The sequence below is a fragment of the Fulvivirga sp. genome (assembly GCF_040220315.1).
In the GTDB taxonomy this organism is placed as follows: Bacteria; Bacteroidota; Bacteroidia; order Cytophagales; family Cyclobacteriaceae; genus Fulvivirga.
In genome coordinates, this window is the sequence record NZ_JAVJUY010000147.1 from 1 (window position 1) to 23,574 (window position 23,574).

Annotated in this window: 28 protein-coding genes; 11 read left to right on the forward strand and 17 right to left on the reverse strand. The window is 38.9% G+C overall.

Annotated features, from left to right (window positions below):
• Positions 1 to 78 precede the first annotated feature (78 nt).
• From RLO81_RS06845 to RLO81_RS06855, 3 genes are all read left to right on the forward strand, one after another.
• Positions 79 to 1,599 (forward strand): sensor histidine kinase, encoded by a 1,521-nt coding sequence (locus RLO81_RS06845; RefSeq protein ID WP_350109114.1) that lies wholly within the window; start codon positions 79 to 81, stop codon positions 1,597 to 1,599.
• Positions 1,589 to 2,278 carry a response regulator transcription factor gene (locus RLO81_RS06850; RefSeq protein ID WP_350109117.1) on the forward strand — a complete coding sequence of 230 codons (690 nt, stop codon included), beginning with the start codon at positions 1,589 to 1,591 and terminating at the stop codon, positions 2,276 to 2,278. Before RLO81_RS06845 ends, RLO81_RS06850 begins: the two co-directional genes overlap by 11 nt.
• A 150-nt stretch (positions 2,279 to 2,428) precedes the next feature.
• On the forward strand, positions 2,429 to 3,160 hold the full coding sequence (locus RLO81_RS06855; protein ID WP_350109120.1) for a 1-(5-phosphoribosyl)-5-[(5-phosphoribosylamino)methylideneamino]imidazole-4-carboxamide isomerase: 732 nt from the start codon (positions 2,429 to 2,431) through the stop codon (positions 3,158 to 3,160).
• A 166-nt stretch (positions 3,161 to 3,326) separates the two neighbouring features.
• Here the strand turns inward: RLO81_RS06855 and RLO81_RS06860 are convergent, their stop codons facing one another.
• Positions 3,327 to 3,755, reverse strand: a complete 429-nt coding sequence (locus RLO81_RS06860; RefSeq protein ID WP_350109123.1) for a hypothetical protein — start codon at positions 3,753 to 3,755, stop codon at positions 3,327 to 3,329.
• Between the two features lie 64 nt (positions 3,756 to 3,819).
• On the opposite strand from RLO81_RS06860, the gene RLO81_RS06865 reads away from it, so the two are divergent.
• From RLO81_RS06865 to RLO81_RS06875, 3 genes are read left to right on the forward strand one after another with little or no spacing between them, the layout of a single operon-like run.
• Positions 3,820 to 4,158, forward strand: a complete 339-nt coding sequence (locus RLO81_RS06865) for a tRNA-binding protein (protein WP_350109126.1) — start codon at positions 3,820 to 3,822, stop codon at positions 4,156 to 4,158.
• On the forward strand, positions 4,159 to 5,034 hold the full coding sequence (locus tag RLO81_RS06870) for a GNAT family N-acetyltransferase (protein ID WP_350109129.1): 876 nt from the start codon (positions 4,159 to 4,161) through the stop codon (positions 5,032 to 5,034).
• Positions 5,031 to 7,454 (forward strand): bifunctional UDP-N-acetylmuramoyl-tripeptide:D-alanyl-D-alanine ligase/alanine racemase, encoded by a 2,424-nt coding sequence (locus tag RLO81_RS06875; RefSeq protein WP_350109132.1) that lies wholly within the window; start codon positions 5,031 to 5,033, stop codon positions 7,452 to 7,454. The genes RLO81_RS06870 and RLO81_RS06875 overlap by 4 nt, the downstream gene beginning before the upstream one ends.
• Positions 7,455 to 7,462: 8 nt before the next feature.
• Here RLO81_RS06875 and RLO81_RS06880 read toward each other — a convergent pair whose 3' ends face one another.
• The 10 genes from RLO81_RS06880 to RLO81_RS06925 form a co-directional block, all read right to left on the reverse strand.
• Positions 7,463 to 8,089: a YdeI/OmpD-associated family protein gene (locus tag RLO81_RS06880; protein WP_350109135.1), complete on the reverse strand. Its 627-nt coding sequence runs from the start codon at positions 8,087 to 8,089 to the stop codon at positions 7,463 to 7,465.
• Positions 8,090 to 8,104: 15 nt separating this feature from the next.
• Positions 8,105 to 8,467: a nuclear transport factor 2 family protein gene (locus RLO81_RS06885; RefSeq protein WP_350109138.1), complete on the reverse strand. Its 363-nt coding sequence runs from the start codon at positions 8,465 to 8,467 to the stop codon at positions 8,105 to 8,107.
• A 66-nt stretch (positions 8,468 to 8,533) separates the two neighbouring features.
• Complete coding sequence (locus RLO81_RS06890; protein WP_350109141.1) at positions 8,534 to 10,378, reverse strand: PLP-dependent aminotransferase family protein; 1,845 nt, start codon at positions 10,376 to 10,378, stop codon at positions 8,534 to 8,536.
• A gap of 63 nt (positions 10,379 to 10,441) precedes the next feature.
• Entirely contained in the window at positions 10,442 to 10,939 is a 498-nt protein-coding gene (locus RLO81_RS06895; protein ID WP_350109144.1) for a hypothetical protein, read from the reverse strand.
• 148 nt (positions 10,940 to 11,087) lie between these two features.
• Positions 11,088 to 11,399 carry a hypothetical protein gene (locus RLO81_RS06900; RefSeq protein WP_350109147.1) on the reverse strand — a complete coding sequence of 104 codons (312 nt, stop codon included), beginning with the start codon at positions 11,397 to 11,399 and terminating at the stop codon, positions 11,088 to 11,090.
• Between the two features lie 9 nt (positions 11,400 to 11,408).
• The gene (locus RLO81_RS06905; protein ID WP_350109150.1) at positions 11,409 to 11,618 is read right to left on the reverse strand and encodes a hypothetical protein; all 210 of its coding nucleotides are present in this window, start codon (positions 11,616 to 11,618) and stop codon (positions 11,409 to 11,411) included.
• Between the two features lie 291 nt (positions 11,619 to 11,909).
• Complete coding sequence (locus RLO81_RS06910) at positions 11,910 to 12,206, reverse strand: type II toxin-antitoxin system RelE/ParE family toxin (RefSeq protein ID WP_350109153.1); 297 nt, start codon at positions 12,204 to 12,206, stop codon at positions 11,910 to 11,912.
• Complete coding sequence (locus RLO81_RS06915; RefSeq protein ID WP_350109155.1) at positions 12,191 to 12,427, reverse strand: hypothetical protein; 237 nt, start codon at positions 12,425 to 12,427, stop codon at positions 12,191 to 12,193. Before RLO81_RS06915 ends, RLO81_RS06910 begins: the two co-directional genes overlap by 16 nt.
• Before the next feature lie 112 nt (positions 12,428 to 12,539).
• Entirely contained in the window at positions 12,540 to 13,142 is a 603-nt protein-coding gene (locus tag RLO81_RS06920) for a LemA family protein (RefSeq protein ID WP_502880439.1), read from the reverse strand.
• A 27-nt stretch (positions 13,143 to 13,169) separates the two neighbouring features.
• A complete protein-coding gene (locus RLO81_RS06925) occupies positions 13,170 to 13,355 on the reverse strand; it encodes a hypothetical protein (RefSeq protein WP_350109157.1) in 186 nt (61 codons plus the stop codon).
• Between the two features lie 12 nt (positions 13,356 to 13,367).
• On the opposite strand from RLO81_RS06925, the gene RLO81_RS06930 reads away from it, so the two are divergent.
• Positions 13,368 to 13,763, forward strand: a complete 396-nt coding sequence (locus tag RLO81_RS06930) for a hypothetical protein (RefSeq protein ID WP_350109159.1) — start codon at positions 13,368 to 13,370, stop codon at positions 13,761 to 13,763.
• Here the strand turns inward: RLO81_RS06930 and RLO81_RS06935 are convergent.
• From RLO81_RS06935 to prfA, 4 genes are all read right to left on the reverse strand, one after another.
• Entirely contained in the window at positions 13,760 to 15,052 is a 1,293-nt protein-coding gene (locus RLO81_RS06935; RefSeq protein WP_350109162.1) for a DASH family cryptochrome, read from the reverse strand. The two genes, RLO81_RS06930 and RLO81_RS06935, sit on opposite strands and share 4 nt — an antisense overlap.
• Before the next feature lie 53 nt (positions 15,053 to 15,105).
• A complete protein-coding gene (locus RLO81_RS06940) occupies positions 15,106 to 16,506 on the reverse strand; it encodes a beta-helix domain-containing protein (protein WP_350109165.1) in 1,401 nt (466 codons plus the stop codon).
• Positions 16,507 to 16,600: 94 nt separating this feature from the next.
• Entirely contained in the window at positions 16,601 to 17,467 is an 867-nt protein-coding gene (locus RLO81_RS06945; protein WP_350109168.1) for a Cbp1 family collagen-binding glycoprotein adhesin, read from the reverse strand.
• A gap of 105 nt (positions 17,468 to 17,572) precedes the next feature.
• The gene (gene prfA / locus RLO81_RS06950) at positions 17,573 to 18,643 is read right to left on the reverse strand and encodes a peptide chain release factor 1 (RefSeq protein ID WP_350109171.1); all 1,071 of its coding nucleotides are present in this window, start codon (positions 18,641 to 18,643) and stop codon (positions 17,573 to 17,575) included.
• Positions 18,644 to 18,702: 59 nt separating this feature from the next.
• Between prfA and RLO81_RS06955 the strand changes: the two genes are divergently transcribed.
• Positions 18,703 to 19,140, forward strand: coding sequence for a hypothetical protein (locus tag RLO81_RS06955; RefSeq protein WP_350109174.1), 438 nt, complete (start codon positions 18,703 to 18,705; stop codon positions 19,138 to 19,140).
• On the opposite strand, the gene RLO81_RS06960 is transcribed toward RLO81_RS06955, so the two are convergent.
• Complete coding sequence (locus RLO81_RS06960; RefSeq protein WP_350109177.1) at positions 19,137 to 19,697, reverse strand: DNA-3-methyladenine glycosylase I; 561 nt, start codon at positions 19,695 to 19,697, stop codon at positions 19,137 to 19,139. The two genes, RLO81_RS06955 and RLO81_RS06960, sit on opposite strands and share 4 nt — an antisense overlap.
• 62 nt (positions 19,698 to 19,759) lie before the next feature.
• On the opposite strand from RLO81_RS06960, the gene RLO81_RS06965 reads away from it, so the two are divergent.
• The 3 genes from RLO81_RS06965 to RLO81_RS06975 all read left to right on the forward strand — a co-directional run bounded on the left by RLO81_RS06965 (position 19,760) and on the right by RLO81_RS06975 (position 23,300).
• Complete coding sequence (locus RLO81_RS06965) at positions 19,760 to 20,278, forward strand: RidA family protein (protein WP_350109180.1); 519 nt, start codon at positions 19,760 to 19,762, stop codon at positions 20,276 to 20,278.
• Between the two features lie 64 nt (positions 20,279 to 20,342).
• Entirely contained in the window at positions 20,343 to 22,721 is a 2,379-nt protein-coding gene (locus RLO81_RS06970; RefSeq protein ID WP_350109183.1) for a GAF domain-containing protein, read from the forward strand.
• A gap of 69 nt (positions 22,722 to 22,790) precedes the next feature.
• On the forward strand, positions 22,791 to 23,300 hold the full coding sequence (locus RLO81_RS06975) for a hypothetical protein (protein WP_350109186.1): 510 nt from the start codon (positions 22,791 to 22,793) through the stop codon (positions 23,298 to 23,300).
• Here RLO81_RS06975 and RLO81_RS06980 read toward each other — a convergent pair.
• Positions 23,297 to 23,574, reverse strand: a 278-nt coding sequence (locus RLO81_RS06980; protein WP_350109189.1) for a TfoX/Sxy family protein, incomplete at its 5' end; no start/stop codon positions are given. The two genes, RLO81_RS06975 and RLO81_RS06980, sit on opposite strands and share 4 nt — an antisense overlap.

Here is a 23,574-nt window from a genome sequence, read left to right on the forward strand (position 1 = left end):
TAATTCTTCAACTAGCTGTAGTTATACGCGTATTTTTGAAGAATGAAAAGGTCATCTGTTTGGGTAATTGTGGTATTAATGAGCATTGCGCTCGTTGGCCTGGCCAGTTTTCAGGTGTACTGGATTAATAATGCCATTAGCTTAAACAGGCAGTCATTTAACGAAAATGTTATTCTTTCCCTCCGGCAAGTGGCCACCAGCTTGGAGCGGAGGGAAGTTGCTAATCTAGCCGCAAGTAGCTTTTACGCTTCAGTGGATGGTTCCAATAGCGAGAAATATAAATTCATTTACAGGGAAGAAACAATTGATATAGACGGCAACAGGCATGTAGTTATCGATCAGGATAGTATTCCTGTTTCAGAGAAACACTTTCAATCTGTTAAGGAGCTTACACGAACGACTCCCATAGGCCCTAAAAACCCTCCACTCCCGGCAGGTGGGGCTATAGATGTAATTGTATTGGGAGATTCAGTATTGAAGAGTGCTAAAGATGCCAAATTCCTTTCCAGGAGCCACATGGTCAATGTGGTTATTGAGCAGCTCATTAGCCCCAATGCAATTAAAGATCGTGTGAACCAGAATGTATTAGATTCCCTTTTACACACTACTTTTTTAAGAAATGGAATAGATATCCCTTATCATTTTGGTGTGTTGGATGCCGCCAAGAATGAGATTATTATGGGTAAGGCAGAATCCTTGAATGAACTAAAGTCAAGTGAACTACGAGCATCACTTTTCCCCAATGATATCCTATCCAATGCCAACTATCTTTTGGTGAATTTTCCTGGCCAAACCAGTTATCTGTTCAGGCAAATTTGGGCAACGCTTGCCGCTTCTGTGTTATTCATTATCATTATACTAGGCTGCTTTACCTATGCCATTTATATCATTTTCAAACAGAAGAAAATCTCTGAAATGAAAAATGACTTTATCAATAATATGACGCATGAACTCAAAACGCCTATAGCCACTGTAGGGTTGGCTGTGGAGGCTTTGGGAGAAACAGAAATGCGCTCCAATGAATCTACCCTAATGCGTTATTTGGGGATGATAAAAGAAGAAAATAACAGGCTTTCAGTACAGGTTGAAAAGGTGCTGCAATCGGCTTTGCTCGATAAAGAAACGTTCAATCTTAAATCTGAAAGAATTCATCTGCATGAACTAATTAATTCAGCAGTTGAGAAGATTCAAATTGGCTTGGAAGAAAAGAATGGCTCGCTGAAGGTAGACTTTCAGGCACAAGATGATTTGGTAGTGGGTGACTCTCATCACATCACCAACGTTATTATTAACATCTTAGATAACGCCCTTAAATATTCAATAGATACTCCGATTCTACAGCTTTCTACTTACAATAAGGCACAAGGTATTTGGGTAACTATTACTGATAATGGCATAGGTATGGACACAGAAACGCTCAAGCATATTTTTGAAAAATTTTACAGAGCACATACAGGAAACAGGCACGATGTGAAAGGCTTTGGTTTAGGACTAAGCTATGTTAAAACAATTATTGATAGACACGAAGGATATGTAGAGGCAGAATCAGAATTAGGAAAAGGAAGCACATTTAAAATCTATTTACCCAATGAACGATAAGCTTAAAATATTGCTTGTGGAAGATGACCCAAATTTGGGTCAGATATTAAAGGAATATTTGGAGCTGAAAGGCTTCCAGATACACTTGGCGAGAGATGGAGAGCAAGGTAAAACCCTGTTTGCCAAAGGGAAATACAATTTGTGCCTGCTAGATGTAATGATGCCTAAAGTAGATGGGTTTGAATTGGGTGAGAACATCAGGGAAATAGATGAAGAGGTGCCCATAATTTATTTAACCGCTAAGTCTATGAAAGAAGACACTATTAAAGGCTTTAAAATTGGCGCAGACGATTATATCACCAAGCCATTTAGTATGGAGGAACTGCTGCTAAGAATCAAAGCTATTCTTAAAAGAGCAGCACCAAATACCGCAGTAATAGAAGGGCCAATAGCGCTAGGGGGTTTTACATTTGATCCTACAAGAAGAATACTGACTTATAATGGTGAAGAAAACAACCTAACCACCAAGGAAAACGAGCTACTTAAAATGCTTGTATCTTATCAAAATAAGGTGTTAACCCGAACACTAGCTCTTAAACATATTTGGGGAGACGATTCCTATTTCAATGCCCGCAGTATGGATGTATACATTACCAAGCTAAGAAAACATTTAAAAGCCGATGAAAATATCCAGATTCTCACCATTCATGGTGAGGGCTTTAAGCTTGTTAAATTGTAATAATTTTAGTACTTTACCATTTCCCCTTAGGATGACCGAGTAAAGTGCTGTGTGAATTCCTTCGGCCAATTTTGATAATTATTTAACAAATTTAATGCAGCCAATCAGCAAAGGTTGGCTAGAATTGTAGTCTCTAAAATTTAAGATAATATGATTCAAATAATACCCTCTATCGCAATTATAGATGGCAAGGTCACTAGGCTCCAGCAGGGAGATTTTAGCAAGGAAAAGGTGTATGATCAAACACCTATCGATCTGGCTAAAACCTTTGAAGACCATGGTATAGAGGTAGTACATTTAGTGGATCTGGATGGAGCCAGACGCGGTCAACCGGTCAATTATCATATTCTGGAAGCGATTGCTGGCCATACTAACTTAAAGGTTGATTTTACAGGAGGCATACATACAGATGGCGATATTTCTAAAGCCTATGAATACGGGGCCAGTTATATAACTGCAGCAAGTATTGCCGTGAGTAGAAAAGAATTATTTGCCTCATGGATAATTTCCTATGGCAGGGAGAAAATCACGCTTGGAGCCGATGCTTTAAATGAAAAAATTTCGATCAGAGGCTGGCAAAAGCACACTGAGCTGGATTTGTTCGATCACATCGACTATTTCTATTCCAGGGGGCTGAAATATGTAAAAACCACCGACATTTCTAAAGATGGGGTAATGGAGGGCCCCGGGTTTGATCTGTACACTAAAATGATGGAAAGATTCCCTGACATTTGCATACTAGCCAGTGGCGGAGTGCGGGACATCAGTGACATTGAACGCCTCAATGAAATGGGTGTTTTTGCAGTAATTTTCGGTAAAGCTTTTTACGAAGGCAGAATTAAACTGAAAGAACTCGAAAAGTTTTTGATTAAAGTATCATAAAATCCTCACCAACGGTTGAGTAGATTATGACTTCAGGGTTGGCTAATTGACCACTGCTAATTTTTGTAAATGAAAGTGTTTGGAAAATTAAAAGAAAGAATCACGTCACTTTTGTGGTGCAAATAAGCTACATAAACATTTTTGAAGTAATAACAGAGGCAACTATTTACTGATCAATTACCTCGGTAAACTTAAATTTTTGAATAATGTAGTAAAGAAAATTAAAAGAAAGCACAGATTCAGGCTCACCACCTCCGCTTCCGGATGATGACTTGTTGGCATTGCCCTTCTCAGGCTCCTCATCCTTTAACAATACCTTTTTGTTTATAGTCTTGGAAGTAGCTTTATTTTTTTCTTTTTGATCAAGCTTTTCTTCCGGTTTCACCAGGTTTTCATCGCTGTACTTTTCGTTAGAATCGTAGTTTTCATTAATACCAAATTCAGGATTGATAGCACCGTAATCATCTGCGGTTTGGGCATAGGCAGAACTGAATAAGGCAGGGAGCCCCATGATTAACATACTCAACACACTTAATTGTTGCTTAATTTTATGCATCACACCTTGGAAATGTGGTCTAATATACGCATTAAACATTAAAAGGTTATTTACTGTTTTTGTGGATGTACCTTATTTTCGTTAATTACATCAAATTTGTTTTATGAATCAGATTTCCTTGAATGATTTTGAGAAAATTGAACTAAGGGTAGGTACAATCACACGAGTGGAAGATTTTCCTGAGGCACGAAAACCTGCTTATAAACTTTGGATAGATTTTGGCGAGGAACTAGGCGAAAAAAAGTCTAGCGCTCAGATCGTTAAGCATTACAATAAGGAAGATTTACTAGGCAAGCAGGTCATAGGAGTTGTCAATTTTCCTGAAAAACAAATTGGGCCGGTGCTGTCACAGGTATTGGTAACTGGCTTTGAAGATGGAAATGGTGATGTTGTGTTGGCCGCGCCCGACAAACCTATACCAAACGGAAAAAAATTGTTTTAAATGGCTGATTCAATTTATATGAAGCCGTTTAAGCCGGTAGACCTCACTGAAATGTATATCACCTTTCTTGATGCATTTTCAGATTATGCTCTTCCATTTAAGCTCACGAAAGAGCAATTTGTCAGGAAGTTTGTTCAGAAGTTAAAGCTTGATTTTGGCCTTTCCGTAGGGGCTTATCATTACGATGGTTCGTTGGCAGGATTTATCTTTACGGCAGTGAATTATTATGAAGGTAAACTAACTGCATATAATGGTGGTACTGGCGTTAGGCCCCGTAGCAGAGGGTTTAGACTCACTACCCAGATGTATGAATACCTTGTGCCATTGTTAAAGGAAAGGGGGATAAAGCAGTGTGTTTTGGAAGTGCTAACTTCTAATATTAGGGCTATTAAAGCATACGAGGCAATTGGCTTCGAACGTACTAAATATTTCAAGTGCTATATTCTCAATAACGAAAATGTTGATTTTGGTGATACTCAGTATCATGGCGAATATGAGATTAAAGAAGTAAAAATCCCAAACTGGAATTTGTATGGCAAGTTTTGTGATTATGCGCCTAGTTTTTTAGATACATCACGCATGATTGATGATAACCTTGCGAACGAGACAATTCTTGAGGTACGAGACGATGATGAGTGCGTAGGCTTTGCTATTTATCAACCTTCCTTTGGTAGAATTAGCCAGGTAGGTATTAAGCATGAAAAAAGAAGAAAAGGCATTGGAACTTCATTGATGAGCTATATTTATCAGACAAGTACACTAAAAAAAATTACCATCATCAATGTGAATAATGAAGCAGAAGGAACGAAGCGTTTCTTTGAAAACCTTGGCTTTGAAAACCAAATAGATCAGTACGAAATGATCATGAGCGTATGACATTGAATGAGGTAGTGAATATCACCGAGGGCCGTTTTTTGCAGTCTCACGAATCCGAGTCAGTGGTTAAATCATTAGTGATTGATAGCAGGAAGCCATTTGTAGCTCGCGGTGCTGTATTTTTTGCCATAAATGGCGGAAACCATGATGGGCATGAGTACGTCACGGAGTTATACGACAGAGGTGTAAGAAATTTCATTGTGGAGAAGGCCGTTGATCTCCCCTCAGATGTGAATGTAATCGAAGTAAAAAATTCGGTGAAGGCACTCCAACAAATTGCTAAAGCCCATCGCCAACAATATGATATTCCGGTTATCGCCATTACCGGTAGCAATGGCAAAACCATAGTAAAAGAATGGCTTTACAGTTGCCTTTCTACCAAGTATAGAATTGTTAAAAGTCCGCATAGCTTCAATTCACAAATTGGCGTTCCAATTTCAGTATGGAATATGAGTGGCGAACATGAGCTGGCCATTTTTGAGGCCGGCATTTCCATGGCAGGGGAAATGAATAACTTGGCAGAAATTATTCAACCAACAATAGGAATATTTACCAATCTGGGCACTGCACATGATGAAGGCTTTGTTTCCCGTACGCAAAAATTTGAGGAGAAGACCAAACTGTTTGGCACAGCGGATAAAGTCATTTATAGTACCAATCAGCGAGGTGTAGATTTTGGTGAAAAAGGTTTTGGCTGGGGATCCACACCGGATAGTGTAATAAAGTTGCTAGACACCCAAACCGAAAAATCGCATACCAAAGTAAGGTTACAGCACTCAGGGGATAATTTTTCGCTCAATATTCCTTTTGCTGATCATTCATCAGTTGAAAATGTCATGCATTGTGTGGCAGTTATGTTGCATTTAAAATACAATGAAGAAGAAATTCAGGAAACGTTGAAAAAGTTGCATGGCATTGGTATGCGATTAGAATTGAAGCGGGCTGTTAATGGAAGCTATTTGGTAGATGATACTTATAATAACGATCTTGCTGGGCTCAAGCAAGCTATCGAGTTTTTGTCGCTACAAAATCAGAAGAAGCGGAAAGTAATTATCCTTTCAGATCTGCTACAATCAGGCTTGAGTAATGATGTTTTATATAAAGAAATAGCCGAATTAATTAGTGCCGCAAAAATTGATCTGAGCATTGGCATTGGTGAAGATATAACGTCTTTAAAAAATCACTTAGATAGCGAGGTGTTATTATTTGATCATACCAGGCAGTTTCTTGATAATTTGCCGACCATAGACCTGGCGTCATCATTGATTTTGGTGAAAGGAGCGCGTGTATTTCAGTTCGAAAAAATTACAAGAGCGCTGGAAGAGAAAATTCACGGCACCATACTGGAAATAAACCTTGATGCTTTAACCAATAACCTCAACTTTTATCGGTCGAAACTAATGGATGAAACCAAGCTAATGGTGATGGTAAAGGCCTTTGCTTATGGCAGTGGCAGTTTTGAGGTAGCCAACCTGTTGCAGTTTCATCGTGTAGATTATTTAGGTGTGGCATATGCCGATGAGGGTGTGCAGCTAAGAACTAGTGGTATATATCTGCCCATTATGGTATTGAACCCCAGCGAAGAGAGTTTTGAATCTATGCTACTTCACAAACTCGAACCTGAAATGTATAACCTCACCTTGCTGCAGTCTTTCATTCAGTTTTTGGATGGCCAAAAGGCATCTATCCATATTAAATTAGAGACCGGTATGAAAAGGCTGGGTTTTGAAAAGCAGGATTTGGATGAATTAATTGAACTGCTCAAGGCCAATAAAAACATAGAAGTAAAAAGCATTTTTAGTCATTTGGCCGGGGCCGATGAATCACGCCATAACGATTTCTCCAAACAGCAAGCAGCGTTATTCAATGAGGGTTCTGAAAAGATTATGCGGGAATTGGGGATCAAACCTTTAAGGCACCTTGTAAATTCTGCCGGCACGTTGCGATTTCCCGAGTTTCATTACGATATGGTTCGTTTAGGCATCGGCCTTTACGGATTAGAGACGAATGCCGAAGAACAGGATAAGCTTTTGAATATTAGCACGTTAAAAACGGTTGTATCTCAGGTAAGAAAACTTGAAAAAGGAGAAACAGTAGGTTACGGCAGAAATGGCGTAGCCGAAAAACGCATGGAGATCGCGACAATCGCTATTGGTTATGCGGATGGCTACACACGCGCATTTAGTGGAGGTGTGGGCGAAGTTTGGGTGAATGGTAAGCGAGCGAAAGTAATAGGCAACGTGTGTATGGACATGACCATGATTGACGTGACGGGTATGAATGTAAAAGAGCGAGATGAAGTAGAGATATTCGGGCCGCACATTCCAATCCAGGAGTTAGCTGATAAAACGCATACCATACCTTACGAAATACTTACCAATGTAAGCCAGCGAGTGAAGCGTGTGTACTACACTGAGTAATGTTTTTACTAGTATCGATCGTTAAACCCTTTTCCCTCAAAGATTTTATTCATACATTTTTCAATTCGGGCCGTACGAGTTTTAGATTGCTTTGGCTGAGAGAAATGAAGCAAATACCCACGTTTTCTTCCAGGTGTTAGAGCTTCAAAAGCAGCTTTAAATTCTTGATTCTTCTCGAAGACATCTTTTAGTTCGTCAGGCATGTCAAACTCAGAAGTCTTTTTAAATGCTACTTCTAAGCCGGCTCTTTCTACTTCAATGGCTTGGTAAATAATGGCTTTTATGGCAGCTTCATTACTGACAATATCCTTCACATTTGTAAACTTGATTAAACGAGCAGCCTGCGTATTTTCACCTGGTTTTTCCAAAAGGCCACTTTCGTTGTTCAATAAAGCGCCTTTGAAAAAACTAATTGAACAATAATTTTTAAACGCACTCGCAATGGCAACATTATGATTTTGAAAGGTGTAGCACGGAACACTCCATTTTAATTCCTCTTTTAGGCCGCAGTCAAGAGCGATGGCTCTAAGCAATTTTAACTCTGCCAGCCAGCTATGAACCTTGCAGTCGGGTGTGCCACCGAGAGGGCAACGCATACAACCCTGAAGTAAATAATCATCTACAGTATGTATCATAGCTCATGATGTCTTCTAAAATAAACCGAACTCATTAGGACTGTCATCTTCAATGGGCTGGCCCAAATCCCATAGCTCAACAATTTTATCATTCTCAAACCTGAAAATATGCACAACGGCAATTTCCATATCCTTCTTAACCACAAGTGAATGAGTTATCACCGTGTTGCCATCTTTATAGCAGAACTTAACTTCCACTGATTCATTCGGATTGGTTCGATGATCTTCTTCAATGGCATTTGCTAGAGCATCACGGCTACCTTTAAAGTACTGATTGTGATGTCGAAAATTAGAAGCAACAAATTTTGAAAACCCTTCTTTTACACGTCCACTTCCAACTAACTCTAAAAAGGATGCCGCAATTTCTTTTTTAGTCATGGGTTGTTTATTTAATCCCATGATAAAATTAATAGGTAATTAGGGGTTAACCTAATTCAATTTTTGTCACCAAATACCTTCCACAAACTTCTGAAATACCTTTTTATGACGCTCCAGGTCCATATTAGCAGAGAGGGCCACACGAGCAATGTAATCCTTATCGCTCTCTTTAGTGGTTCCTTGAGTGGAGGTTGCCGGGATTGTCCAGTAGCAGCCTTTCAATTGACCATAGCTCACGCAGTATTTACTTTCATTCGGAATCTCACTAATCATCAGGTTAATAAGCTTGTTATTCAGAGCGCGTTTGTACGTTTCCCTTTCCTCGTCTGTGTTGCCTTTGGTTGGTAAATCCAGAGAGAATACCGAAGGAGTAAACCCTTCTTTAGCCAATTCTTCCGATACGAAATTGATTTTAGCAGTTGGTAATGCCTCTTGGATAAAGTTGACAAACTCGCGCGTATTTTTATACGCATCGGCTATTCGTTGATTCATGGAAGGCAACTGTTCAGCCAAAAAAGCCAGTTGCAGATCAGTAGCTTCATTATCGCAAAGCGTAAGGTGCTTTTCAATCTTCGGCATTAATTCCTTGGCGGCATTATTAGCGACACAATAACCTGCAGTACATTTTCCACCGCTAGGAAATTTAGAACCACTCACATACGACAAGGTATTGATCGATGAAAAAAGGCCTCCTTCCTTCAAAAATTGTACGTTAGGGCAAAATGTTTGATCGATAATAAATACCGGAGCAATGGCAGCATTTCCGTTAGCTGTTTTGCGCTCTTTGCTCAATGCCGTGGTAAGTTTATCCAAATCAGGAACTTCTACTCTCGGGTTGGTAGGTATTTCAACAATAATAAAAGGCACGGCATCTTCCTTGGCCACTTGCTCCAAAACTCTTTCCGTGCTCTGTACCATATTATTATCCCTATCAACAGGTAGATCCAAAATTTCTACATGCTTCAGGCATGCAGCAATACGCCTGGCCTGGTCGTTCGTTCCTCCATAGCAGTTGGGCGGAATAAGAAAACGAATGTCTTTACCGGGATGGTTTTCCTGTGCATACTCAATGAGTCCCATCATCAATGCATATTGAACAGATAAACCGCTAGACCCTACCAAGGGAGTAGTGCTGGTAGCAGTAATATTCTTAATGGTCTCAGTAACCAGCTTTTTGTCAGCCGCTACATTCGTATTTGGCTGCGTAACAGCAGCTCCCACAAAATGCTGTAGGGCAGTAAGACAGTTAGCGGGAGTCATGGCAATGGTTTCTCTTCTTCTCACATGCTGTATTTCGGAAATATAGCTTCTATTCTCTGCACCATTTACGATAATAATACTTCCTAAACTGGCATGGTCGCTAATAAAAAAATCAATGTTTGAATGGAGTTCAACATTACCAATTTCATTTTGCTGCGAAATGAAAACAGTGCTTCCATCAAAATCAGGAATATCTGAAGAGTTAGCCACTTGTTTTAGCTCGAAATTGTAGCCATATACTTTCTTTATAGTGTCTGCATCAAAAGCAGCCGGTAATTCTCCGGTGTAAACAATCTGAGTGTTTTTATTACTCAATAAGTTTTTTCGGAGTACAGCCAAAATAGGAGTTATTCTGGACGAAAAACTGATGACACTTTCAGTCTGCAGATTATTTGCTTTGGCGATGGCCCATTCCAACACAGAAGATAAAGGGTGGCCTAATCGAATGTAGTCATAGGCTGTTGGTAATTCGTTTAGGGCTGTTGGATTAGTATTATTGGCGGCATAGAGTTTTTCAAACTCTTCAATGAATTCGGTTTTGGCTAATTCTTCATGATAAATATCCAACCTGTGAGTGGTTAAGTTTAACCAGTCGGCCGGTAGGTTCGCCAATAAGTTTTTAATGTAATTGTACAGTTGCGTATTCTCCATATCTATGCCTTTAAACGGCCGCAAAAGTAGGAGGTTCTGGGGGTTTAACCTAGCTCATTTGTATTATGAGAATAGTGAAATTGCCCAGGCGATATAAAACCACGTGAGGCCTATCCAACTAACTGGGTGAATTCTCTTCAATGATAGCCAGTCATAAATAAAAAAGGAAGCAAAGAATGTATGCCAAACAAAAAAGTAAAATAGCTGCCAATTTTCAATCATAAAAAAGTCAGACACGCGGCCCATTATTGGCTCAATGGGTAAAATAATTGCCCAAAAGATAAACCGCTTATGTTTTGCACCATCCTTACTATTGAAATAGGCCAATAATAAAAAGACAGCAAAACTCAACATGAACAAACGATTGGTTTTTATGAAAGGCTCCATGGCATCCCAACCTTCGAAAACGGCAATAAAGACGTACAGCGTACTTAAGAAAACTCCAATGGCTATAATAAAGCCAACTTTGCCAAGCCTTTTGTGCGCGTTATAATTTTTTTTGAGTGATGTAGAAGGTCTGGGCCACAAAGGTGCCGAACCAGGCGAACATAAAGAGCCCATGAATGATAAACTTAGGGTCACTATTACTCTTCTGGCCAACGTCAGTGAATAGATTATCTGAGAAAGCAATAATGGAAAGTATGAGAAGTAGAGAGCTAACTGTGAGAAAATAGTACTTCTTCATTTTTTGACACAGTTTATGTTAGCATCAGTTTAGTAATTCAAATGAATCAAAGAACTCTTGAGTTGCCTTATTTAGCTTACTGCCAACCTTAAATTGACTCTTATATCTTAAAGTTTCTATCATATAAAATTTAGAATCTTTTTGAAATATTCTCGAATACATTAAAAATCCGTTTCTGTCTAAGAATACTAATTCTACCTCATAAGGCTCTGGCAAGTTTTCTTTTAATTCTCGTACGAGCTCAAAGGAAACATTGCCAGATTTAGATTCTTTTCTCGAAATATAATTGGCTTTTAAATCCTCAAAAGTTAATTCAGAAGTATTTTCTGTATTCATTATCTCAACTTAATAAAGCAGATTTCTTCCATGATTAACAGAAGTGCTAATCATCTTGTACCAAGGAATGAGTCGATAATCTGATTGAATTGTGTCAATTTCCTCAGTCGGTTCAACTGATACATCAACTTTGAATTTTCCTGATTTAGACTCAAAGGTCAATTGAGCCATTAGTGAGCTTGAGATTAAAACCAGGAAAAAAAAGAAGGAGTATTTCATTCGAAGATTTTTGATGCTAACGCACGTGTATAGCATTTCGTGCCGCACCCATACTTAATGAAGGTGAAAGTAATATTTTTTGTGTTTTGAACCAAGCTGCAGAGACTGTGGAAATGAGCGTTCTGCGCCCTTCCAAAAGCGAAGTTGACTGAGCCTCAGATCAAATAATCCCAAGGAAGAACTACGAACCCCAGCAAAGAACACGAAACACAAAAAATAGGGCCTAACCGTACTTATTTTATTAATAATGAGTAAAGGCATGAATGCTATATGGTGTTGACATCTGGCCTGTTATCGTATTTTCAATTCATCTGGATTTTGGCGACTATCCCAAACAGTGAGAATATAAATAGTTGAGTCAGAAAATTCGTAAAAAAGAAGATAGTCACGAACAATTTTAACCCTTACACCCTCTACATCAGTTCGTCTGCCTATATTAGGGTGATCCGATAGAAGTTTAGTAGACTCTTTGAATAGGTTGTTTAACTTTACACTATAGCTTTTTGATTGAGTTTTTTCAATCCAAAATTCAAGTATTTCCTTACGTATTTGTTGAGCTAGGGGAGTCCAGATTACTTGTCTAGCCATTTGTCAATTTCCCTATCGGCTTGATTTGATCGAATTCCTTTGCCCTGTCTGATTTGATCTTGAGCCATAGTGATCTCTTTTTTTTGCTCTTCGCTTACTTGATATACAGTATCGTCCTCTATGTCTATGTCAAGAAGTCGATGCACTTCGTCCAGTACATCCTTATTTTTAATTGACCTAATTCGGTTAATCAATTCATTTTTGTGTTTGGCCTTAATCATATTCTAATATACAAAAATTCGATTAATCGCGTTCCCCAAGCTTGATGCTAACAACCAAACATGCGCCACTAGTGGCACATATTCGCTATATCTCTTTTGGTGTTCTAATACTTTAAAATTCTACTTTCGGAGCTTGGTCAGAACCTTCGTCTGCTTCAAAATAACCTTTACGCTCTACGCCTGCCATTGGAGCTATTAATGAAGCAGGGATTTTTCGAATTTTAGCATTCAGTGCCTGTACAGCTTCATTAAAACGCATACGCTCTACGGCTATGCGGTTTTCAGTACCTTCCAACTGAGATTGAAGCTCCAAAAAGTTTTGGTTTGCTTTTAATTCAGGATACCGCTCTACGGTTACCAATAATCTTGAAAGGGCAGAAGACAGGCCTTCCTGAGCCTTTTGGAATTGACCAATTGCTGCTGGAGATAAATTACTAGGGTCAATAGTAATGGAAGTTGCTTTTGAACGTGCTTCAATAACCCCAGTTAATGTTTCCTGCTCAAAATCAGCATAGCCTTTAACAGTGTTCACCAGGTTAGGAATCAGGTCAGACCTACGTTGGTACACATTTTCTACCTGTGCCCACTTTCCGGCCACATCTTCGTCCATTTCTTGCAAAGTATTATATACGCCCACAAACCAAGATACAAGCATAAAAGCGATTAGCATGAAGGCTCCAAAAACGATCAGTAAAATTTTAGTTGTCTTTCCCATAGGTTTAATATTTTCATCTAAATTAAATCATTTTAACCCTTGAAACCAACAAAGTACAGCACCTTGCGTTATTCTGCCATGAAGTACAGATTTGCCCTCTTTTTTATCTTCCTTTTTGGCTGCCAGTTGGATAGTGATAAGACCATCGATAGAGAGAATTTTACCTTCAAAACCGGCAGCGATACGCAGCTGTTCTTCAAAAATGTGCGCCAATCGTATTATGATTTGGAAGAGAACAAGGCGGCTAAGTTTAATGTATTCCGATTGAAAAAGCGTGTGAAAGAGTCGGATCAACCACTTTTAAACCTGGCCATTGTCATCAATTTTTTGAATGATGAGGCCTATTTGCTGATGGAACCAAGTGTGCACTTCTCTGAATTGCCCGTTACTATCATCGCTAAAAATGATTCTACCAATACATCCAAAGAAATAATTCTGGCTGAGCAAAATCGTGAAAGCACGCTTCATTTTGCGGCAGACGTGTATGAGTCGGTATTACAAGGGAGCCATTTGTATCTTGAAAATGATACAGCTCAAATTCCATTACTTTCAACCCATCAGGAAAAAGAAGCTTTCCGTATTACCGTTTCAGATTATTTCCGTTTAACACGTGTGTATTAATTTTTCCACAAGTTAATATACTCGCCTTTGGGGTCGTAGCGTTGTTGCTGGCTTTCAATGTTAAATACCCTGCCATTTCTTGGATCATTTCCCACTCCGGCAATGTATGCCCAGTTGAGCCAGTTGCTGGCGGGGTCGTAATCGATCAATGAATGTTCAAACCAGGCAGCTCCCCAGGTCCAGTTGACTTTTAGGTTGTGCATTAGGTAGCTGGCTACAATCTGGCGGCCACGGTTAGACATAAATCCACTCTTTGCAAGTTCTTTCATATTGGCATCAATAAAAGGTTCTCCCGTTTCGCCTTTCCGCCAGAGATCAAACCTCATTTGATTATTTTCTTGCTCAAAAGTTAGTTCAGACAGTCCGTGTTGGAGGAAAATTTTGTGGCCATGTTTCTTCGCCATGAATTTGAAGAAATCGCGCCACAGCAATTCGAAAAATAGCCAGTAGGTCGATTGGTTCTTGGCTCTTTCTTTTTCGTATTTCTTAATCTCGAAATAAATGGATTTGGCTGAGATTGCACCTACTGCGAGCCAGGGTGAAAGTTTAGAGGAATAGTCGGCACCAATCAGGCCATTTCTAGTGGATTTGTATTTTTTGAGGAGGTCTTTCTCCCAGAAATAGTTTTTCAGTTGTTTCCATGCAGCTTTTTCTCCGCCTTTAAATTTAATGACACTTCGCTTATCAAATTTTGACTCAGGTAAACCTAGCTCACTTAGTGAGGGCACTTTTCCTAAGTCAATAATTTGGATGGAATTTAATGATTTGGGCTTTTGGAAAAGCGGCCTAACCTGTACCGTTTTTTCCGATTCTTTGCGAAACTGGGTAAATACTTCCGGCACTTGCCTGATTGGCCACGGCACATCTTCTTCATGAAAAAGGGTACTTTGCCAGCAGGTTTCAAAATCAACGCCAAGCTTGAATAATGATTTTTCTATATTTTGTTCTGTATTTACTTCATACGTTGTAACCTCCTTACTCGTAAATACTTTTTTGACTCCTAATTCTTGAGCAAGCACAGGGATAATTTTTTCTGGAGCTCCAATTCTTACAATTAAATCTGAACCTAAGGTTTGGAGGCTAGCCTTAAAACTTTCGACAGACTCCAGTAAAAATTGAGCTTTGAAAGAACCTGTTTTCGTAAAGCCCAGGCCGGGAATTTCGTCAAATTCGCGCTCATCAAAAATAAAAATGGGATAAATGTCAAATTGACCTTGCCCTTGAAGAAGAAGTTCATTGTCATGAATTCTGAGGTCGTTGCGTATCCAGATAAGGGCTTTTGGTCTCATGGCTAGATAACCAAAATCTTGCCCTAATGTTCCAGAAAGAAGGAAAATTGCTCTTAATCGATGCGCTCAAAAGCACCTAAATCCGGTTTGCTGTCCCGCATGGCGCCTTCCAAATCAGTGGTAATGCCAATATCAAGTCCGGCATCCTTAGCAGGTGAGAGCGTATCTAAGGCGTAGTTATATTCAGAAGGGTTAAAAAACTTGGGGTCTTCCACAATATTGTCTGTAGCTAGCTCCTCAATTTGGGTGCGAAGAATGTTATTGTTTAAGGTAACTACATAACCGGCCTCCTCAGCATTGCTGGTCAGCATTTCTTCTCTTAAACTTCCCCAGACTATGCTATTGGTCATGGTTACATTCAGATCTCCGACCAACAAAGAGTTATTACCAAGCACTAAATTATTAGAAAACACAATGGATGGATCTCTCCTAAAAAAGTCGAAACTGAAGTTGCCAAAGGTACAATGCCTATATTCATAGTTGCCGCCAGCAATATTTGCCAGGGTATTAATCTCACAATTGTTGACGAGCACAGTCGTTGCTTGTAAATCTGAGCTTATCGCTAAAATACCATAACCAGGCTGTACTAAGCTATCGATCGTTGGCACAACGGTATTGCCTCCTATATTTTCAATTCGGGTGTTGGATAAAACCAAGTCTGGGTCATTATCATCATCTGGTGTGCCTAAATAGATGCCCACATTAGCATTTCTGATATCGGAATAACCGATCACATTGTTTTTGCTACCCTGTAGAAACACTATGCCTCCCCACTGGCCAGGTGCATTTTCAAAACCTTCATCAAACCGATCATTTATAAATGTAATTCGTTCTTCCGGTGTGCCCACTGCATTTATGGTGCCTGCAATGAATATGAAAGAGCCATTGTGATTATACACTTTTGTGCCTGGCTCAACAGTTAAAAGGCAACCTTCATTTACAAGAATTGAATTGAATAATACATAAGGTCTTTCAGCTGTCCAGGTAGTATTGCAAACTAAAACGGAATCCCTCAAAAAATTTGCGTCCTGCCCCCAGGCAACCAGATCAACCTCCTGTACCGTGCCGTTGGTGTTAAATTGAACCTGGTCAGTGACAATAAATGGTAAATTTTCATCCTGTGGGTCGATGGTTACTTCTGCCAATATTAAAATACTATCACCACCCAAAACCCGAATGTTTTCTAATGATGGTCCGGCCAAGCCGTTTACAAAAATTGCGAATTGCGAACTAGAGCCATTGGCAAGATTTACACTGCTAATGTTCACTGCATTTTTTGAATCATTATAAGCTCTGAATCGTTTGGTAATACTTCCAATAGAAGTAAAAACAGTATCGAAAATTACTGTATCAGTTGAAAATCGGAGTACTGCAGTGGGGTCTGAGGTAAACTTTTCTTCATCAGGTTGGCAGGCAAATGCGAGCAATACTAATATAAATAGGAAATACCTCATGGGTATAGAAACGTGGCTGTAGGATTTTTATTTGCCACAAATAAACTAAACTTCTGCTGTATTAAGCATAAAAAAAGCCCCAAAGGGCTTCTTTTTATTTCTCGACTTGTATCACTATGTAATTTCCATTTTTCCAGAATTCATCTGAATTGTTGATCATCAATTTATCTGCTTTGCCATTTTCACCTGATATACTAAATGAACCGTCAGCATGATTTGTAATCATTTTTGCTTTTTTGGCATTTAACATTAGCTCAGAAGTTTTATCCTTTTCTATTTTGGCAAACAAAGATGTTGGTGCATTTGCATTTAATACTTTTACATTACCTATACCAATAAATCCACCTTCTTTGGTGATAACGCCTTTTTCGAGAAGCTCTTTTTTAGTACCTATAATATAATAGGCTCTGTTAAGAATAGATCTTAGCTCTTCTGTTTTTTCAATTTCTAACTGATACAAAGTTTCCAAATCATCAATTGAGTTATCCATCTCTTCAATTTCAGCATCTTTAGCAATTAGATCTCTTGTTAAACCTTTGATTTGTTTATCCATTAGCATGATCTCATCACTCTTCTCGCCTGATTCTTTTCGTAATTGTATGATGGTCCGATCCAATGCAAGAATTCTCAATCTAGTATTTTCAACTAATTCCTTGATGGTAGAAATTCTTAATTTAATTCGCTCTTTTACATCTTTCTTGTCCTTCATATCGGCAGAAAGCTGCGCAACCATTGTCTTGTTTTGGTCAATGCCAGCAAGGTTTTTCTCAATTTCTGAAAAAAACTTATTATAATCTTCTAGCGTAGCTTTAAGTTTCTGATCGCCATTACGCAATGAAGTGTTTTGGCTTTGGAGTGATGCGACCTTCTCCTTTAAGGCAGCAATTTCTTTTTCTTCTTTCGATTCTCCACAAGCGATAGCTACTATCACTAAAACGGACATTATTAGTTTGTATTTCATGAGTGATTAAATTGGTGTCTAATAAACAACAACCAACTATCTTTTATCATTAGTGACTTTAAGACGCAGTTAAATTGAAAAGTCACATCCTCATAAAATTATTAACTATACTTCCCCATCTTCCATTTTAGCGGCACTTTCCGCTATTCTCAATTGGCTAATAAATTCACCAATTTCACCATCCATTACGGCTGGCAGGTTATGCTGACTATAGTTAATGCGATGGTCAGTTACTCTACTTTGGGGGTAGTTGTAGGTTCTGATTTTGTCGGAACGGTCGCCACTACCCACCATTGATTTTCTTTGAGCGCCAACTGCTTCATTATGCTTGGCCAGCTCAATTTCATATAATCTTGAACGCAGTACTTTTAAAGCCTTTTCGAAGTTTTTAATCTGCGACTTCTGATCTTGGCAAGATACCACTAATCCACTTGGTGCGTGCGTTAATCGTACGGCAGAATAAGTGGTGTTTACTGACTGCCCTCCAGGCCCAGAAGAACAGAACGTGTCTTTTCGTACATCGTTCATGTCAATTTCTACATCCACTTCATCCATCTCTGGCAGTACAGCTACTGTAGCTGCAGAAGTATGTACTCGGCCTTGTGTTTCTGTTTGTGGCACACGTTGTACCCGGTGTACACCAGATTCAAATTTCAGTGTTCCATAGGCATTATCGCCTGTAACCGTGCTTACAATTTCTTTATAACCACCACTTGTGCCTTCTGTTAGGTCAAGTACTGTTAGCTTTAACCCATTCTTTTCACAGAATCGCTGGTACATTCTGAAAAGGTCTCCCGCAAAAATGGCAGCTTCATCACCACCCGTGCCGGCACGTATTTCAAGAATGGCCTCCTTGTCATCGTTAGGGTCTTTAGGTATAAGCATTTGCTTGAGCTTTTCTTCCATTTCCTCTTTTTGAGGCTCTAACTCATCTAATTCCATCTTTGCCATTTCACGAAACTCTTCGTCTTTCTCTGTTTTTAACACAGATTTGGCACTAGCTATATTAGAGAGAATCTCTTGGTAGTGATCGTATTGCTTGACAACCTTCTCCAGATCTTTGTATTCTTTACTTAGCTGAGAGTATTTCTTCATATCAGCCATAGCATCGGGTTGAACCATCAGCTGACCAACTTCTACAAACCTTTCTTTTAACTCTTCGAGTTTTGCGATCATATACGTTACAATTAACCATACAAAACTAGTAATTTTGAGTCAAATAGAATGATGGGCGTATGAGAGCGATAACACTGATTTTGATTATTTCACTATTCACATGGTCATGTGATAAAAAGCTAACTAAAGAGCAGCGTCAAGCCCTTAGAGAGAAGATGGAAGCGCGGGAAATAAAAAAGATCAGTCAGGAAGAAATTTATAAAAAGGCATTGGAGGAGGGAAGAAAGGTAATGAAACTGATTACAGATACTGGTTCAATAGACTCTTTGGAAAAATCTTGCCTCTGTCAAATTACTTTTCACACCACTGCTGATAGCTTGATAGGTAAAACTAAGCAGGTATTTGAAGCTTACGAGTACGATCCATCAGGCGAAGATAATATCCAAAAGCAGGCAGGAGAGCTTTTAATTTATACGAATCCTGCAAAAGAGGCAGATTCATTAAAAGGAGTCTGGTTTATAGAATTTCAGAAAAGGGAAATTGTTAAAAAACTTTAAACCTGGCTGTGCCTGAAGCAGGTTGTTAGGTGATCATTCACCAAGCCGCACGCTTGCATGTGCGCATAGATAACGGTGCTCCCCACGAATTTAAAACCACGTTTTTTTAAGTCTTTGCTTAGTGCATCAGATTCCTTTGTAGTGGCTGGGCAATCTTTCATCTCTTTCCAGTGATTCACGATAGGCTTACCACCAACAAATTGCCAGATGTATTTATTGAATGAGCCGAACTCCTCTTGCACTTCTAAAAAACGCTGTGCGTTGTTCACAGACCCCCTGATTTTTAGCTTATTTCTGATGATTTCAGGGTTATTAATTAGCCTCTGAATTTTATTGTCATCGTATTGAGCCACTTTCTTGGGATCAAAGTTGGCAAAGGCTTTTTTGTATCCATCTCGTTTTTTAAGGACGGTTGCCCAGCTCAAGCCTGCTTGCGCTCCTTCTAAAATGAGAAACTCAAAATGCTTCGTATCGTCATGTACAGGTACACCCCATTCTTCGTCATGATATTTTACATACTCTTCAAACTGGCCAGCAGCCCAATCGCATCTATTCATTTAGGTTAGTTATTAAGTAGAAAATTCATCAATTTTAAAATATGACTAATTCGAAAATCGTAATGATAAAAATACTATTTACTTCTATAACATTTCTTCTAGCTACACCCATATTTGCTCAAACGCCAGAAGAAAAAATTAATAAATTAGGTTTCGAACTATTTGAGCCTGCTAAACCCATTGCGAATTACGTGAAAGCCGTAAGAACAGGCAACCTGGTGTTTCTGGCAGGACACGGACCCGGCAAGGCGGATGGCACTAATATAAAAGGGAGGTTGGGCGAAGACCTTACTATTGAACAAGGTTATGAAGCAGCACAAATTTCGGCCATTGCAATGTTATCTTCATTAAAAGCGGAGATTGGAGATTTAAGTAAGGTGAAGCGTATTATTAAAGTTACCGGCATGGTTAATAGTACAGCCGATTTTTATGATCAGCCAAAAGTAATTAATGGTTGTTCAGATTTGTTGGTAAAAATTTTTGGAGAGAAGGGTAAGCATGCCAGAGCGGCTGTAGGAATGGTTTCTTTACCGAATAATATTGCCGTTGAAATAGAAATGATTGTGGAAGTTGAAGAATAGAGCACCTAAACCCAAACTTATTTTATCGCAATATCGTTGATTATTTGTCTACACAGAAATTAATATGAGTAAACAAATACAGACTAACAGTTTTCCATTTAGCACCAAATTAAATCTAGCCCCACTGGTTGAATATTGGGAGGCTAATCTAGAGAGCAACAATATATTCCATCTTTATCCGACTGATAGAATTAAAGAACTGATTAAAGCCGCCCCAGAACTAAAAGAGCCAATTGAAGATCTGGAGTCTCTTAAAAATCATAAAGAACTTTTGGGGCTGCTAATGAGTGCTATTATGCCACCAGCATTAATGGAAACAGAGTATGCCGCAGCCTTAGTACCCTTTAATTTTTTAGGGTTCTATGCCACACCGGGTTATCGCAAGCTGCTTCCGTTAGATAAGATTAGAACGGACATCACTTCCAGCTTTAAGGATAATGACATGGAAGCAGCAAAAATTTTTAGGGCCTGCTTGTTCGTCCTCAATAAATTCTATGGCACAGACCTAAAATTTGATCAACCTGTTTTGGTCTCAATACCTGAGAGCGAAACAAAACTTGATAGGATATATAAAGTAGAGTTTAACCTTCAATTTGCTGATGTAATTGCTAAGAAACCACTCAAGCCTCTCAGTAAAGAGCAAATCCAGCTGCTTATGAGTGATATCTACAATACTGAGTTATGGCTGGAATATATAGAACCAGATAGATTCGAATTCCAGGGCTTCAGCTTGTGCCATCTGGTAGATGTAACAGAAGGCGAGATGCTCTCCAGAATTAAGTATGATCTGCTAAAGAAAGACGCAGTAATATGCCCGAAAAGTTTCGAGACCATTCAACAAAAAATCAGATCTATTTTCAACCTGCCGCAAATGCAGTTGGGGCTCTCATTCTTTGATATAGACAATAACATCATGTCTAATCAGGGTATGAGTGGCTGGAATAGCTTTATGATGCCAAATCAGAAGGAGAAGCTTTCCTGTGATTATTTTGTAGGCTCTGTGTATGACAAGGCTAATGAGTTAAAAAGACCGGTGATTATTGAGGACCTTGAAGCGATGCCAAACAAATCGCACATAGAAAAAGAACTTCTGAAAAAAGGAATAAAAAATGTGGCTGTAGCGCCTATCATGTATGATGATCAGGTGATTGGAATGCTGGAATTGGGCACGCCTTATGCCGGTAAATTAAATGCCATCAGCGCCTCTAAAATGGAGGCAGTATTGCCAATGTTTTCAGCTGCGGTGTATCGTGTTTTAGAGGAAATGAAAACCGAAGTGCGGGCACTTATTCAGGAGGAATGTACTGCCATCCATCCAAGTGTAGAGTGGCGATTTTTACAAGAAGGCTATGATATTTTAAGCAAGCGAATGTCTGGCAGAAAAGAAGCATTTGGCTCTATAGTTTTTGAAAATGTATATCCGCTATACGGGATGTCGGATATAAGAAACAGTTCACTGGAAAGAAACTCTGCAATTCAAGAAGACCTGAAGCAAAATTTAAATGCTGCTAAAAAGGTGTTGAAGGCAATTTCTGAAAAGAAGAACATGCCTATTTTAAAGGAAATTGATTTCCGTATTAATAAAGAAATCAAGAAAATAGCCAAAGGGCTTAACTCAGGTGATGAGTCATCCGTCATTGATTTTTTGAAAAATGAAATTGTACCGGCTTTTGATCATTTTAAAACTGGTGACGATGATTTACTTGAAATCATTAATAACTATGAAAGCCAGTTAGACCCTGCTCTTGGAGTTATTTATAATAAACGGAAGGATTTTGAAGAAAGCTTAACTCAAATTAACAAAGTTATTTCTGAGTATTTGGAAGAGGTAGAACTTGAAGCGCAGAATATTTTCCCACATTATTTTGAGAAGTATAAGACCGATGGTGTTGAATACAATATTTACATGGGCCAGTCGATGGTGAATGATCGGGAATTCAGTCCATTATATTTGAATAATTTCAGATTGTGGCAACTGATCGTGATGTGTGAAATAGCGGCCAAAGTGGATGGGCTGAAAAACAAACTATCTAAACCATTGGATATCACACAGCTGATATTGGTACATGGCGAAGCGCTTTCCATCAAATTCAGAAAAGATGAAAAACATTTTGACGTAGACGGTGCCTACAACATCCGCTATGAAATTGTGAAGAAGCGAATAGATAAGGCCTTTATATTCGGCACGGAAGAGCGCCTCACGCAACCTGGCAAAATAGCCATAGTGTACACACAGCAGAAAGAAAGGGATGAATATGTGCGCTATATTCAGTACTTACAGTCGATCGGTTATTTAACTGATAATGTAGAGTATTTAGAACTGGAGGAGCTACAAGGTGCACATGGGCTTAAAGCGATACGGGTGGAGGTTGATGGAAAGGCACCACGGCAGGAATTTGGAAACGAAGTAATCCAAAATGTTCTAGAAGCGCTAGAGGCATAAAAATTTAAAAATCGGCTGAAATTTACCACTTGGCATTTTGCTTGCTTATTTTAGCACAAAATCAATGCTATGGTAAGGTATCTAATACTACTTTTTTCAGTCTCAGTTAGTTGTTCTTTTGCCCAAACAGCTGCGGAATTAGACAAGAGAAACGGCTTTAAAGACATTCAGGTGAATACTTCTGTACTCAATTATGAAGGCCTTGAATTTAAGAAGGATGATGAGCACGCCTACTACAAAAACATAAAGGTATATGTACCCAAGAAAGATCATTACGAGAGTATTGGGAGCATTAAGATTCATGATTTAGAAGTACTTACTTATAAAGATTCCATTTTTCAGATCATTGTTATTACGGACAAAGACCCCAATTTATACAAAGGGTTGAAGTCTGCTTTCGGTGAGCCTGAATATAATTACAGAAGTAAATACCATCACTGGACAGGTGAAAATCTGCGTTTGTCCTATGTACCATATCAAAAAGACAAATTAGAACTTACTTATACTTCCTTTTTAATGCGAGAGAAACTAAAAGAAGATAAAGAAGAGGTAATTGAAGATATTGTAAGTGATTTTTAACCATTCCTTTTACTTGACTTTGCCCATGGGTTAAACTCAAGACAAAGGTCTAACCAGTATTCTAAATCCTTATCCATGTCTACTCCCTCGGGAGTGATAAATAAGAAACCACGCATTGCACGACCAGTAAAATCCATTTCCCGACTTCCCTTGTTGATTAACACATTGTCATAAATTTTAGGATCAACACGCGCCATCAGTTCGTTTTTAACAACACCGGCACACATTTTATCATCTACCATAAAGCAAAGTCCTCCCATCATTTTCTTTTCTT